Below are 13,685 nucleotides of genomic sequence, written 5' to 3'. Positions count from 1 at the left end.
GTGGAGCGGACTTAGAAGCGGTAGGTGACACCAGCGACCAGGCCGTGGGCGCTGTTCTCGTAGGTGGCGCTGTAGGCCGGCTGTACGGTCAGGCCAGGCGCCAGATCGGTACCGCTGGTGTTCACACCGGCTTTGTTTTCCCAGAGGTAGGCGTAGGCCAGGTCGACGGTAAGGTCCGCGTTCGGCGACCAGCCGGCACCCAGGGTGAAGATTTTGCGGTTACCCACCGGGATGCGCACGTTGCGATCAGCGTTGCTGGTCGGCGACGGGTCGATCGCCAGACCGGTGCGCAGCACCCATTGACGGTTCATTTGGTAGGACGCGCCTACGGAGAAGGCCCAAGTGTCTTCCCAGTTCAACTCTTCACTGACGGTCCCGAAGTACGGGCCTACCGCAGGGTTTACGCCCTCGTTGACCACGTTCAGCTCTTTCAGACGGCTCCAGCGCGTCCAGGTCGTGCCCGCGTACAGCGTCCACTGGTCGTTCAGTTCGTGGGTGAGGGAAATATCTACCGACTCGGGCATGGTGATATCGAGGCTGGCATCGTAGGTGCCATTGGCCAGCGCCCCAAGCGGCAGGCCGATGGGAGCGCCCAGGTTCGGCAGGCCGGTGATGCGGGTGCGCCCATCGAGCTTGTAATCGACCTTGGAGTGGTAGGTCACGCCAACACGGGTACGGTCGGTGGCATCAACGAGAATGCCCACGTTGTAGCCATAGGCGATGTCGTCGCCCTTGATGTTCACTTCCGCATCACTGCCGGTGCCGCCGATGATCGGCGGAAGACCGCCCGTCGTCAGTGTGTTGGTCAGCTTGCCGTCGATGCGGTTGATGGTCGGACCGAAGCCGATCGACACGCGGTCGTTGAACTTGTAGCTCAGCGTCGGCTGCACGGTGATCACTTGCACCTTGCTGTAGAGACCGTGGGAAGCACCCTGGAAGCTGTCCTCGTAGTCGCTGATCACGCCGAAGGGCACGTAGACGCCGAGGCCGAAGTGCCACTTGTCGTTCAGCGGGGTGACGACGTAGCCGAAGGGCACGGCGGCGTTGGGCACCATGTCGCCGTCGCTGGTGCCGGCGGCGGTGGTCTGTACGTCGCTGATGTCGGTCTTGGCGTGGATCACTGCCAGACCGCCGACGACTTCGGTGCGGTCAAGCTTGGACATGCCGGCGGGGTTGCCGAACACGGTGCTGGCATCGTGGGCGGAGGAGGAGCGGCCTGCATAGGCGGTGCCCGCGCTGCTGGCGCTTTGCTCGTTGATGGACAGACCATTGGCAAATACCTGCCCGGATGCCAGGGCGATTGCGAGGGCCAACGCGGATCTTGTGGTTGTTTTTGTCACGGTGAAACTCCTTTGGCTTTTATTCGGCATGCTGACTGATCAGTCAGTGCGCAGCGCCCGAAATAGACGGCGAGCGAGCCCGATGATGCCATGTTCGAATCAGGCTTGTGCAGGTTCGCGTAGCAAAAAAGAACGGCGTTCGTCGGGGCCGATTGGCGCGCCTGTTGCACCCGATGGCCGGCGTCCCGATGTGCTGTGGGATGGCGCGAAATTCGTGGCGCGCACACGGCTTTTTGAGTCATGCACAGACTCCCCGGTCAGCGAGCCGCGCTGTTGATCCACCAGCGGCGCGGGGCCGGTCCGCAGGTGCTCGAAAGACGGAAAAAGCGTCGTCCAGCCTGCGGATACCGTGACTTGGAGGGCGTGTTAGTCGCCACTCGCCACCGGGCGCTGCGGGTCGGTGATCCATTCGCTCCAGGAGCCGGCGTAGAGCGCTGCCAGCGGATATCCGGCCAGGCTCATGGCGAACAGATTGTGGCAGGCGGTGACGCCCGAGCCGCAATAGGCGACCACGCCGGCGAACGGTCGGTCTTCGAGCAAGGCCGAAAAGCGCGTGCGCAGGCATTCGGCATCGAGGAAGTGGTCGTTGGCGTCGAGGTTGTCGCTGAAGGGCGCACAGCGGGCGCCGGGGATGTGTCCGGCCACCGGGTCGATGGGTTCCACCTCGCCGCGAAAGCGCGGCAGGGCGCGGGCGTCGAGCAGCGTCTGGCGAGGGTCATCCAGGCGCAGGTCGTCGGCTGCGAGCAGCAGTGCGGGGTCCGGCGTGCCGGCGAAGTGGCCGCGGCGGGGCGTGGGCAGCTCGCGGGTCAACGGCAAACCGGCTTCGCGCCAGGCCTTGAGGCCCCCGTCGAGCAGATACACGCCCTGGCGCTTGCCGAGCCAGGCGAGCAGCCACCAGCCGCGTGCGGCGAAGGCACCGGGGCCGTCGTCGTAGAGCACGATGCGGCTGTCGTCGTCCACGCCCCAGGCACGCAGGCGCTCTACCAAGGCCTCTGCATCGGGCAGTGGGTGTCTGCCGGTCTGCCCGGCGATCACGGGAGCGGACAGATCGCGCTCCAGATCGGCATACTGGGCGCCTGGCAGGTGGCCCTCGGCATAGTCGCGGGCGCCTTGGGCGGGGTCCTCGAGGGCGAATCGGCAATCGAGGACCACCAGGCCGGGCTCGCCGAGGCGGGCCTGAAGGTCGACGGCATCGATCAACTGGGCATGGGACATGGCGCTTCCTGTATCCGGGCGGGCAGAGCTGACATCATAAGCACAGCGGCGGGATTCGCCACGTGCCAGGTTGCATGGGAGAACGGATGAAAGCAGAACACACGAGCCACAGGGAAGCGGGGCCGCTGCGGCGTACTGGTGTGATCATCGCCACCCTCGGACTGACCGCAGGCTACAGCGTTGCGACCTTGGCGCGTGCCGCCTGTGGCCGCCTGTCGCGCGAGCGCATCGACCGCTGGGCGCGGCGCTGGGCGGGCGCGCTGCTGCGGTTGGTCAGGGTGACCCCCGAAGTGACCGGCCAGGTGCCGGATTTCAACGACGGCCGCCGTTACATCATTCTCAGCACCCATTGCAGCCACTACGACATCCCGGTCACCTTCGCCACGCTGCCCGGCTCGATCCGCATGCTGGCCAAGCGCGAGCTGTTCCAGATCCCGCTGTTCGGCGCCGCCATGCGTGCGGCCGAGTTTCCCGCGATCGATCGTCGTGCGCGGCGCTCGATGGTCCGCGACCTGGCCCACGCGCGGCAACTGATGGAGAGCGGTATCGTCCTATGGGCGGCGCCCCAGGGCACCCGCTCGAAGGATGGCCAGCTGTTGCCGTTCAAGAAGGGCTGCTTTCAGCTTGCCGTGCAGACCGACGCGGTGATCGTCCCCTTGGCCATCGTCGGCATCCATGAGGTACTCCCGGCGGGCAGCCTGCACCTGAACCTCGGACAGCCGGTGAAGGTCCTGATCGGCGAGCCATTGGAGGCCGCCGACTTTGGCAGCGCCGGCTTGGCGCAACTGATGGAAGCCAGTCGCGAGCGCCTGCAGGGGCTGCTCGACCAGGCCCACGGCGTCGAGGCTGCCCCTCCCGCGAGCGATGTCCAGCCGCAGGCGGAGCAGGGCGAACCGGCCTAGCCGGTCTTGCGGTTCGCGGAGCCAGGCTACGCCCGATATACTGCGCGTTCGATCAAGCAACCCGCAGGAAGCCCCCTCGCGTGGCAAACGAGACCCTCTGGATCCTCGAGGACGCCGTCCTCGCCGAGCAGTGCAGCCACTGGCGCCGCCTGCCTTTTCTGGCGCTGGACACCGAGTTCATGCGCGTCGACACCTTCTACCCGCTGGCCGGCCTGGTGCAGGTCAGCGATGGCGATCAGGTCTGGTTGATCGATCCACTGCGTATTGGCGACTGGTCGCCGTTCGCCGCGCTGCTCGACGACCGCGCCGTCACCAAGGTCCTGCATGCCTGCAGCGAAGACCTGGAAGTCCTGGCGCGGCTGTGTGGCACGCTGCCGGCCCCACTGTTCGATACCCAGATCGCCGCCGGTTACCTCGGCCTGGGTTTCTCCATGGGCTATTCGCGCCTGGCGCAGGCGGTGCTCGGCCTCGAACTACCCAAGGACGCCACCCGCAGCGATTGGTTGCAGCGCCCGCTGAGCGATATCCAGGTGCGCTACGCCGCCGCCGACACCCTGCACCTGGCCGAGCTGTACCAGGCGCTGCTGCCGCGCCTGGACGCCGACAAGCACCGCTGGCTGCTGGAGGACGGCGCTGAAATGACCGACAACCAGCGCCGCCACAGCGACCCGCGCGAGGCCTATCGCGAGGTCAAGCAAGCCTGGCGCCTGGAGCCCCAGCAACTGGCAGTGCTGCGCGAGCTGGCCGCCTGGCGCGAAGAACAGGCGCGCCTGCGCGACCTGCCACGCAACCGGGTACTCAAGGAAACCTCGCTATGGCCCATGGCCCGTCAGCAACCAGGTGATCTCGCGGCGCTCGGGCGCATCGAGGACATGCACCCGCGCTGCCTGCGGCAGGACGGCGAAACCTTGCTCGCGCTGATTCGCCGGGGCGCCGAATGTCCGCCTGACGAGTGGCCGCAGCGCCTGCCGGAGCCACTGCCGCTGGAGTCCTCGAAAACCCTCAAGAAGCTGCGCGCGGTCGGCCAGGCCGAGGCTCAGCGCCTGGGCATCGTTCCCGAACTGATGTTGCGCAAGAAGTCGCTCGAGGCCTTGCTGCGCAGCGGCTGGCCCGATGGCCCCTACCAACTGCCCGAATCCCTGCGCGGCTGGCGTCGCGAACTGATGGGCGCAGCGCTGCTCGCAGTGCTCACGCCGGGAGCCTCCCAATGAAAGTGCTGTGTTCGATCTACAAGAGCCCACGCAAACGCGAGATGTACCTCTACGTCGAGCGCAAGGAGGCCCTGGCGCGGGTTCCCGAAGGCCTGCTGGCGGCCTTCGGCCCACCCCAGCATGCCTTCGACCTGGTGCTCACCCCGGAGAAGAAGCTGGCTCGCGAGGACATCGCCAAGGTGCTGGAGAACCTGGAGAAACAGGGCTACCACCTGCAGATGCCGCCCGCCGAGGACGACTACATCGAGCACCTGCCCGAAGAACTGCTGCGCATGAACGATCCGATCTAGGGTCTGTTGACGTTTCGTTCACGGCCGCGCCGGTGCCTATTTCGGCGCGAGGCAAGGCGCGAGTCGCAGGGCTTACCGGGGTAAGTCCAAGACGAGCAACGCCGTATCGCGCCAAAATAGGCACCGGCCCTGCGGGTGGGGCCGCCGAGGCTGTGCCAGAAATGGCCTGCGCCGTCGTTGCAGGCTTTGCCAAGGGAATGACACGGCCAGTCTGGTCATTGGCTGCAGCCTGCGCCTAGTCGCAGGCCATTTCTGGCGAGAACGCGGGGCGGCCATCCGCGGCTCGCGAACGAAACGTCAACAGACCCTAGGAGCCTGACGATGCGTGTATTAATCCTCGATCACGACCAGGCCTGGTACGCCCAGGGCCTGGCCGCGGCGGAACCGGAGTTGCAACTGTGCACTGCGCTCAGTGCTGAGCAACTGCCGGATGAGGCCGCCGAATGCACGATCTGGCTCGGTCAGCCCGACCAGGCCGCGCAGCTCTTGCGCCGTGGGCTGCGTCCCGCCTGGCTGCAGTCCACCTGGGCGGGCATCGCTCCGTTGCTCGCCGACGACCTGCCGCGAGACTACCGCCTGAGCCGTGCGGTCGGCGTCTTCGGCCAGGTCATGGCGGAGTACCTGCTGGGCTACCTGCTGGCCCACGAGCGGCGCCTGCTGGCGCGTCTGCAGAGCCAGGCCGAGCGCCACTGGGATGCGTTGCTGCCGGGCAGTCTGCAGGGGCGCAAGCTGCTGCTGGTCGGTGCCGGCGAGATCGGCCGGCAGGTTGCCGCCTTCCTCGCCCCGTTTGGCGTCGAGGTGCATGGCATTGCCAGCCACGCCCGGCCGCAGCCGGGCTTCACGCAGATGGCGACGCTGGACCGGCTGGCGGAAATGGCCGGTGACTGCGATTACCTGGTCAACCTGCTGCCGGATACGCCAGCCACCCGCGATCTCTACGATGCCGCGTTGTTCGCCTGCCTGCGTGCGGACTGCCTGTTCATCAACGTCGGGCGCGGCGTGGCGGTCGTCGACGAGGATCTGGTCGCGGCCCTGGGTGCCGGACAGCTCGCGGGGGCGGTGATCGACGTCTGCCGCGAGGAACCGCTGCCGCCGCAACATCCGTTCTGGAGCGCGCCGAACCTGTTGCTCACCGGGCATACCGCCGCCCCGACCTTGCCAGCGGCAATGCTCGCGCTGTTCCTGGAAAACCTGCGCAGCTATCGCGCCGGAAGTGGATTGCGTGGCGAGGTGGATTTCTCCCGCGGCTACTAGAGGCTCCCCCTCTCCCTGTGCAACCGGAGCATAGGTAACAAATTAAACCGGCAGCATGGGTTACACCTTTCCCCTCGCATGCCATTGGGATGCGGGCTCCAATCGTGAAGTCTGCAGGTTGATGTAACCCAGCAGGTGAAAGCTATAACGCACCTCCAGCCGTCCATCATCGACTTCACGTAACCCCACACGATGCTGGGCTAGCAGCTCGCTGATGTAAACGAGGCGGCCTTTGCACTTGATCTCACCGTTTTGTCGAACGTTGCGTACCTGCTGGTCCTCGTTGTACTCGACAGGCCGCTGCACTGGCGAATACCGGCGCAGCGAGGCTTGATATAGGCTCGCTGGCGTATATCTGTCCAAGCCTTCATGGCTACGGTGCTCATTGAACTCCTTGCGAAATGCGGCTAATGCTGCCTGTTGAGCGAGCGCCGACGTTCCACGCAGCTGATCACCGATAGCCCGATTGAGTGATCCATGCATGCGCTCATGACGAGCATTTTGCGTCGGTGTGCCCGGCTGGGTGCGATGCACTCGGATGCCTAGTTCGACCCACCACTTCGACAAGCGCGTCAGGCCTCCCGCGCCTCGACTGGCAAAGGGGGAGCCGTTGTCGGTCAAGAGCCCCTCGGGCAAGCCATACTCATGGAAAACCCATTCGAAGATTGGCTTGGCCTGCGCGTAATCAGGGGCCTGCACGGCATGGCAGCCAAGCAGGAAACGGCTGGCGTTGTCCGTCACCGTCAAGGGATAGCACCAGTGCCCGCCCTGCGTAACGTACTGACCTTTGTAGTCCGCGCTCCACAACGCATTGTTGCTGCGGCCTAGCTCGAAGGGCTCGGGCGCCGCTGGATAGGGCCTACGATAGCGCCGCTGTTTGACCAGCCCAGCAGACTTGAGCACCTCACCGGCGGTACTGTCCGCCGGCCAATCGTGGCCAGGCCGCTCGCGGCGCAACAGGTCCATCACCTTCTTGGGACCAAAGCTGGGATGCTCTTTCTTGACGGCTACGATCTGCTCAGCCACCTGCGGATTTACCGCATGCGGGCAGCAGTGAGGGGCTTTAGAGCGCTCCATCAGACCCTCGGCTCCCGCCCGCTGATAGCGCTCGATCCATTTGTAGACGGTCTTGCGGCTAAGCCCATAGCCCACGGCGAGCTCACTAATCGAGTACCGGGCGCTTAGCCAGTCGGCAATCAGCTTTACCTTCAAATCCATTACACAAGTCTCTTTCCAGGGCATGGGCAGCACCTCCTGCTCACACCGTAACTTGTGTAACCCATCCTCCCGGTCTCGTTTGTTACCCATGTTGCCGGTTTGGACACCCCTAGCCCCTCTCCCGCGAGGGGAGAGGGGAGCTTTGGAGCCACGCATGGCCCTCGGTGCCCCCGAAAAGCCCCTCGCCCCTCGCGGGAGAGGGGTTGGGGAGAGGGTGCCTTCGCGCTCCGCAGGATTTCCGGCCCCCCCGGAAAAGCCCCTTGTAGTGGTCAACAATTCCCGGACACAGAATTGAGTTGTTCCTCTGCAACCGCAGGCGGCACAAAGCCGTTGTGTTGATGCGGTCTGATCCAGTTGTAGCGCATGAGGTAACGGCCAATATCCTGCTCAGCCATGGCCTGGTTCAGGTACCCCGTTGCAGGTACCCACTCGGTTTTCAAGCTGCGAAACAGTCGCTCCATCGGTGCGTTGTCGTGGCAGTTTCCGCGGCGACTCATGCTCTGTGTCATGCGATAGCGCCATAGGCGCTGGCGGAAGCTGCGGCTAGCGTATTGGCTACCTTGGTCGCTATGAAACAGCACGCCACTTGGCCGTCCACGCACGGCATAGGCCTTGTCGAGTGCCTTGATCACCAGTTCGGCGTCTGGCTTCTCCGAAAGTGCCCAACCCACGGCTCGGCGGCTGTACAAATCCATCACGACCGCTAGGTAATGCCATCGTCCCTGTGTCCAGATGTAGGTGATATCGCCGCACCAGACGCGGTTGGGCGCTTCAACGGTGAATTGGCGTGCAAGACGATTGGGAATGTCGGGGCGCTCAACGTTGGCGCGATTATAGACGTGAACACCGGGCTGCTTGCTGATCAATCCCAGCGCTTTCATCACGCCTCGAACCTTGAAACGGCCCACTTCCGTGCCTTCGTCCTTCAACATGGCCACGATGCTGCGGCTACCCGCCGAACGACGGCTTTGGCTGAACAGTTCATGGATGCGACTACGCAAACCTACCTGCCGGACATCGATGTGACGGCGACGGGCCTGGTGGGCGTAATAGCAGGATCGAGGGAGTTCAAACACCGAGCACAGCAGATGTACCGGATAACGTGCGGTCAGCCGCCGAATCGAACTCAACGTCTGCGCCCGTGTTCCTCGGCCATCAAGAGCGCAGTAGCCTCCTTTAAGATTTTCTTCTCAAGCTCCAGCCGGTTAATCCGCGCCTGGAGCTGCTGAATGGTTTGCTGCTCAGCCGTGAGAGCCTTGGCTGTCGGGGTAATACCGCCACGCTCCTGTTGCAACTGACTCACCCAGCGCCTGAGTGCCGTTTCACCCACATCAAGCGATCGGGCTGCCTCGGCACAGCTGTAGCCCTGATCGAGTACTAGGCAGGCTGCCTCATGTTTGAACTCGGGGGTGAAGGTACGTCTTGGTCTGCTCATCAAACACCTCTGTCTGGCGATCATCTTCGCCTAAAAAGGTGTCCGGGGTTAGTAGACCACTACACCTCGCCCCTTGTGGGAGAGGGGTTGGGGAGAGGGGGCAGGTCTACTGCCCCTCCTGATCCTTGCGCGGTGCGACCTTGTCGATTACCTGCCGTGCTAACGCGTGATACAGCGAGACGGGGGCGATCCATCCAGAGATGCTCGAGGCCATGACGCTGGCCGCCAGCATCGGAATCAGCAGGTCGGGGCTATGGGAGAGTTCCAGGACGATTACCGTGGCGGTCAGCGGCGAGCGTGTCACGCCAGCGAGGTAGGCGCCCATGCCCAGTAGGGCGCAGGTCCGTGGGTCCACGTCCGGCAGTAGCGAGAGCAACGGCGCGAAGGCCGCGCCGATGCTCAGCGAAGGCGAGAACAGCCCGCCGGGGATGCCGGACAGGTAGGACACCACGTTGGCCAGGAACTTCCAGAGCAGGAAGCTCGCATCGGTCATCGGCTCGCCCTCCAGCAGCGCACGGGTCTCTTCGTAGCCAGTGCCGAATACGTGGTTGCCCGAGGCCAGCCCGAGCAGCGCCAGCAGCAGGCCGCAGGCGGCGGCGAAGCGTACCGGGAAGCGCCCGCGTAGCTGACACATGCGTCCAAGCCAGCCCTCCTGGGTCGGCAGCACCAGCTTCACGTAGAACCCGCCGAGCACGCCGCCGAGCAGGGCGCAGGCCGGTACCTCGCTCCAGCCCCAGCCACTCGGCAGACTGCCGCCGATGTTGCCGAAATAGGCGTAGTGGCCCATCAGGCCCAGGGTCACGGCGCCGCCGATCAGCACCGCGGTGAGCACCAGGCCGCTGAAGCGCTGCTCAAAGGTGCGGCTGAGCTCTTCGATGGCGAAGACGATCCCGGCCAGTGGCGTATTGAACGCCGCGGCGATCCCCGCCGCGCCGCCCGCGAGGATCAGTCCGGCGATGGTGCGGCGGTCGTGCAGCCCCAGGCGCCGGCCGAAGGCATAGATGATGGCGGCGCCCACGTGCACCGTCGGGCCTTCGCGGCCCACCGAGCCGCCGACCAGCAGCGCGCCGAGGGTGAAGAGCATGCGTATCGCCGCTACCGGCAGCGCCAGTACCTGGGCACGGAAGCGCAGCGAGGGCGTTTCCAGGGCGGCGATCACCTGGGGAATGCCGCTGCCCTTGGCGTTGCCGAACCAGCGATGGGTGACCCAGGCCAGCAGGGCGAAGCCCGCGGGGGTGATGAGCAATGGCAACCAACTGGCGGCGCCGAGCATGCGTTTGAACAGCGCGAAGGATTCGTCCGCCAGCCAAGCGAAGGCCAAGGCCGCGAGGCCCACCAGCAGAGCCCCGACCCAGAAGGCCAGGCGCTGTCGCCACTCCCGCCAACGTGGGCGGCGAAAGCGGCCAGGCTTGCTCGCGGCGGGCGTGGGGCTGGGCGCCGGTTGGGGCGATGGACTGGGTTGCTCGGACATCGGCGGAAATGGATTGTTACAGAGCGAAGTGGGCGATTATGACCCTCTTTGCCCGCTCGTGCATGCGCGAAGGCTTTGCGCCGGCGTTGACGTTCCTCCTCCGCAACCCCTCCTAGGAAGGGATAGGGGCCTGGACGGGTGCCAGGCCCAGCATCGCGTCGCTTGCCTTCCAGCCCAATTCGAAGCGGGCGCCGAGGACGAAGCGGCCCTGCTGGAAGTCCCAGCGCTCGACCCGTGCGCGCTTGTTTTCACCCGGCTCGATGCACAGCCGGTTGAAGGAGTTCGGCGCGCTGCCGCGTACCCGCGAGGAGAGGGTGGTGCCGGCCTGTACCGTCCAGATGTCATGGCTCAGGCTGGGGTACTGATTGCGCAGGGGCAACACGTAGGGCAGATGGATGTGCCCGCCCATCACCAGGTCCAGCCCGACGTCCGCCCAGCAGGTCAGCGCCGCCAGGGCGCCGCGTTGCAGGTTGCTCAGATCGCTGGGCACCATCGAGCCGAACGGCTGGTGCGCGATCACCATGCGCACTTTGCGTGGGTCGCCGCGTTCGAGCAGGCGACGTACCCGGCGCACCTGGCCGCGGCTCACCAATCCGTCCTTGTGGCGCTTGGGATGGGTGGTGTTGAGGCCGATGGCCAGCAGGCAGTCGTCCTCGTAGATCGGCTCGAGGTTCTTGCCGAAATGCCGGCGGTAGTTGCCGTACGGCCGCAGGAAGCGCGCCAGCAGGTTGTACAGCGGGATGTCGTGGTTGCCGGGGATCACCAGGGAACGTTCGATGCCGTCGGCCTGCAGGCGGTCGAGAAACCCGCGGGCGGCGGCGAACTGGCCGTTGCGCGCACGTTGGGTGATGTCGCCCGAAAGCACCAACAATTGCGCCGGACGCTCGCGCACGTGGGCTTCCAGGGCGGCGACCACCTCGGGCTGTTCGGTGCCGAAGTGGGTGTCGGAGATCTGCACGATGGTCGTCATAGGCCAGAGGATACCGCGGCGTTGTCGAATTGGGGTCCTGCAGGTTTCGAAACGCATGCTGGCAAAAAGATTCCCCACGGCGCGACAGCGCCGTCGTTGACGCGCGAAGCCTCGCGCTCTAACCTGCCGCCTGCCTCAGGTGCCCGCCCGATGCATGACGTCGGCGGGGCATCCGCCAGCTTCGTGCCGGCGCTGCCCCGAGGGTGAAACAGGGAAGCCGGTGACCTCCGCGCGCATGCTGCGCGGGAGCATTCCGGCGCTGCCCCCGCAACGGTAGGCGAGCCTCGGATACGCGATGACCACTGTGCGCAAGCACGGGAAGGTGCGTGTCCTGGCGGGTGATATTGCCCGTCGCTCGCGAGCCCGGAGACCGGCCTGGCGCAGCTCATGGCAGTGCGGCGGGCACGGCGGGGAGTGCGCCGTCGGCGCCCGTCCCGTTTCGCGTCCATTTCTCCGTCTGCCCACGATGACTGACAGTCGTGCGGGTGGCACGACGGAGAACCTCGCTTGAATCCTGTACGTTTCTCGCCGATCGCCTGGGCGCTGGTCGGTGCATCCTGCTTTTCTCCCGCGGCCCTGGCCGCATCCCTGACCCTGGCCGAACAGGTGGTGACCGCCACGCGGACCGACCAGGCGCTGGTCGACGTCGCCTCCAGCAGCGTGCTGACCCGCGAAGACATCGAGCGCAGCCAGGCGCAGAGCCTGCCGCAGTTGCTGCGCGGCCTGCCCGGCGTGCAGTTCGCCAGCAACGGAGGGCGCGGTACCAGCACCTCGCTGTACCTGCGTGGGGTCAGCGACAAGCAACTGCTGGTGCTGGTCGACGGCGTCAAGATCGGCTCCGCGACCACCGGCACCGCGGCCCTGCAGGACATTCCCGTGGAGCGCATCGAGCGTATCGAACTGGTGCGCGGGCCGCGTTCGAGCCTGTACGGCGCCGAGGCGCTCGGCGGCGTATTGCAGATCTTCACCCGCAAGGGCTCCGGCGAGGGATTCAAACCCTATCTGTCGATCGGCGCGGGCAGTCGCTCCAGCTACACCCGCAGCGCGGGTGTTTCCGCGCGGCACGGCGGCGGCTGGTTCGACCTGGGCGTGAGCAGCGAGGAAACCGACGGCACCAATGCGCGCGCCTACCGGGCGTCCTCGCCGGGCAGCTACGAGCCGGACGCCGATGGCTACCGGGAAACCTCAGGCTCGCTGCGTGGCGGCTACCACTTCGACAACGGCCTGCAGCTCGAAGGCAGTTGGCTGCAGGCGAGCACCCACAGCGAGTACGACCCCAGCTCCTCCAGCGCCAGCGCCCGCAAGCCCTATGCCGATGGGGAGCAGCAGGTGATCTCCGGCTCCGCGCGTTTCGCCGTATTCCAGTCCTGGACGGTGGTGCTGCAGAGCGGACACAGTGAGGATCGCGCCGACAACTACCGCGCCGGCAACTTCTACTCGCGCTTCAATACCTCCCGCGACACCTTCGGCTGGCAGAACGATATCCGCCTGGCGGAGAACCAGTTGCTCAGCGCGGGCTTCGACTTCCAGCGTGATCGCATCGATACCAGCGACAACTACGCCGAGGACTCGCGTGACAACCGTGGCTACTACCTGCAGTACCAGGGCCGCTTTGGCCGGCACGGGCTGACCCTGGGCGTGCGCCATGACGACAACCAGGCGTTCGGTGAGCACGACACCGGCAACCTCGGCTGGAGCTACGCGCTGCGTGACGACCTGACGCTCAACGCCAGCTACGGCACCGCGTTCCGCGCGCCCTCGTTCAACGACCTCTACTACCCCGAAAGCGCCTTTACCGCCGGCAATCCCGATCTCTCTCCGGAGAAATCGCGCAGCTACGAGCTGGGCCTGCGCGGGCTGGCCGGCTGGGGCGAGTGGGAGCTGAACGCCTTCGAGAACCAGATCGACGACATGATCGTCTGGGCCGGCAGCAGCCCGATGCGGCCGGAAAACGTCGAGCGCGCGCGCATTCGCGGCCTGGAGGCGAGGGTCCGCGGCGAATGGGCCGGCTGGCAATTGGCGGCCAGCGCCACGCTGATGGACCCGCAGGATCGCAGCAGCGAGAACCATGGCCAGCAATTGGCACGTCGCGCCAAGCGCACCTTCAACCTGGACGCCGATCGCGACCTGGGCGAGGCCTTCGGCGTGGGCGCGACCCTCTACGCCGCCAGCCAGCGCTTCGACGGCAACGACAATGCCGACGACGAACGGATGCCCGGCTACGCCCTGGTGGACCTGCGCGGCGAGTACCGCATCGATGCCGAGTGGCGCCTGCAGGCGCGTCTGGCCAACCTGTTCGACCGTGACTACGAAACCGCGCAGACCTACGAACAACCCGGTCGCGCCTTCTACCTGACCCTGCGCTACCAGGCGCTCTGA

Annotated in this window: 11 protein-coding genes and 1 riboswitch; of the genes, 5 read left to right on the top strand and 6 right to left on the bottom strand. The window is 65.7% G+C overall.

The window, feature by feature from the left end; all coding sequences use genetic code 11:
• Positions 1-11: 11 nt before the first annotated feature.
• Both ACYRGX_RS16080 and ACYRGX_RS16075 read right to left on the bottom strand, forming a co-directional pair.
• Positions 12-1,370, bottom strand: a complete 1,359-nt coding sequence (locus ACYRGX_RS16080) for an outer membrane protein transport protein (protein WP_473053461.1) — start codon at positions 1,368-1,370, stop codon at positions 12-14.
• 336 nt (positions 1,371-1,706) lie between these two features.
• A complete protein-coding gene (locus tag ACYRGX_RS16075) occupies positions 1,707-2,555 on the bottom strand; it encodes a sulfurtransferase (protein WP_473053460.1) in 849 nt (282 codons plus the stop codon).
• A gap of 86 nt (positions 2,556-2,641) precedes the next feature.
• Here ACYRGX_RS16075 and ACYRGX_RS16070 point away from each other — a divergent pair, with 86 nt between their 5' ends.
• The 4 genes from ACYRGX_RS16070 to ACYRGX_RS16055 all read left to right on the top strand — a co-directional run bounded on the left by ACYRGX_RS16070 (position 2,642) and on the right by ACYRGX_RS16055 (position 6,212).
• Complete coding sequence (locus tag ACYRGX_RS16070; RefSeq protein WP_473053459.1) at positions 2,642-3,457, top strand: lysophospholipid acyltransferase family protein; 816 nt, start codon at positions 2,642-2,644, stop codon at positions 3,455-3,457.
• Between the two features lie 80 nt (positions 3,458-3,537).
• Complete coding sequence (gene rnd / locus ACYRGX_RS16065; RefSeq protein ID WP_473053458.1) at positions 3,538-4,668, top strand: ribonuclease D; 1,131 nt, start codon at positions 3,538-3,540, stop codon at positions 4,666-4,668.
• Positions 4,665-4,958 carry a YcgL domain-containing protein gene (locus ACYRGX_RS16060; RefSeq protein WP_473053457.1) on the top strand — a complete coding sequence of 98 codons (294 nt, stop codon included), beginning with the start codon at positions 4,665-4,667 and terminating at the stop codon, positions 4,956-4,958. The genes rnd and ACYRGX_RS16060 overlap by 4 nt, the downstream gene beginning before the upstream one ends.
• A 321-nt stretch (positions 4,959-5,279) precedes the next feature.
• A complete protein-coding gene (locus ACYRGX_RS16055) occupies positions 5,280-6,212 on the top strand; it encodes a D-2-hydroxyacid dehydrogenase (protein ID WP_473053456.1) in 933 nt (310 codons plus the stop codon).
• A 60-nt stretch (positions 6,213-6,272) separates the two neighbouring features.
• On the opposite strand, the gene ACYRGX_RS16050 is transcribed toward ACYRGX_RS16055, so the two are convergent.
• The 4 genes from ACYRGX_RS16050 to ACYRGX_RS16035 form a co-directional block, all read right to left on the bottom strand.
• Positions 6,273-7,430, bottom strand: a complete 1,158-nt coding sequence (locus tag ACYRGX_RS16050) for an integrase core domain-containing protein (RefSeq protein ID WP_473053455.1) — start codon at positions 7,428-7,430, stop codon at positions 6,273-6,275.
• 269 nt (positions 7,431-7,699) lie between these two features.
• A protein-coding gene (locus tag ACYRGX_RS16045; protein WP_473053454.1) for an IS3 family transposase occupies positions 7,700-8,865 on the bottom strand; the annotation gives its coding sequence in 2 pieces (ribosomal slippage) (positions 7,700-8,604 and positions 8,604-8,865; 1,167 coding nt in all).
• Between the two features lie 106 nt (positions 8,866-8,971).
• The gene (locus ACYRGX_RS16040; protein ID WP_473053453.1) at positions 8,972-10,336 is read right to left on the bottom strand and encodes a chloride channel protein; all 1,365 of its coding nucleotides are present in this window, start codon (positions 10,334-10,336) and stop codon (positions 8,972-8,974) included.
• Positions 10,337-10,448: 112 nt separating this feature from the next.
• Complete coding sequence (locus tag ACYRGX_RS16035) at positions 10,449-11,306, bottom strand: metallophosphoesterase family protein (RefSeq protein WP_473053452.1); 858 nt, start codon at positions 11,304-11,306, stop codon at positions 10,449-10,451.
• Between the two features lie 169 nt (positions 11,307-11,475).
• Positions 11,476-11,699, top strand: a riboswitch (cobalamin riboswitch).
• Between the two features lie 114 nt (positions 11,700-11,813).
• On the opposite strand from ACYRGX_RS16035, the gene btuB reads away from it, so the two are divergent.
• Positions 11,814-13,685: a TonB-dependent vitamin B12 receptor gene (gene btuB, locus ACYRGX_RS16030; RefSeq protein WP_473053451.1), complete on the top strand. Its 1,872-nt coding sequence runs from the start codon at positions 11,814-11,816 to the stop codon at positions 13,683-13,685.

Source organism: Pseudomonas sp. R4-15 (genome assembly GCF_055768815.1).
Note: the sequence above shows the minus strand (reverse complement) of the source record. Positions and strands in the feature narration are given on the sequence as shown.

Bases quoted from the DNA above. Each gene is read 5' to 3' on its own strand.
- ACYRGX_RS16080 (WP_473053461.1), bottom strand. From the start codon at position 1,370: ATGCCGAATAAAAGCCAAAGGAGTTTCACCGTGACAAAAACAACCACA.
- ACYRGX_RS16075 (WP_473053460.1), bottom strand. From the start codon at position 2,555: ATGTCCCATGCCCAGTTGATCGATGCCGTCGACCTTCAGGCCCGCCTC.
- ACYRGX_RS16070 (WP_473053459.1), top strand. From the start codon at position 2,642: ATGAAAGCAGAACACACGAGCCACAGGGAAGCGGGGCCGCTGCGGCGT.
- ACYRGX_RS16060 (WP_473053457.1), top strand. From the start codon at position 4,665: ATGAAAGTGCTGTGTTCGATCTACAAGAGCCCACGCAAACGCGAGATG.
- ACYRGX_RS16055 (WP_473053456.1), top strand. From the start codon at position 5,280: ATGCGTGTATTAATCCTCGATCACGACCAGGCCTGGTACGCCCAGGGC.
- ACYRGX_RS16050 (WP_473053455.1), bottom strand. From the start codon at position 7,430: ATGGATTTGAAGGTAAAGCTGATTGCCGACTGGCTAAGCGCCCGGTAC.
- ACYRGX_RS16040 (WP_473053453.1), bottom strand. From the start codon at position 10,336: ATGTCCGAGCAACCCAGTCCATCGCCCCAACCGGCGCCCAGCCCCACG.
- ACYRGX_RS16035 (WP_473053452.1), bottom strand. From the start codon at position 11,306: ATGACGACCATCGTGCAGATCTCCGACACCCACTTCGGCACCGAACAG.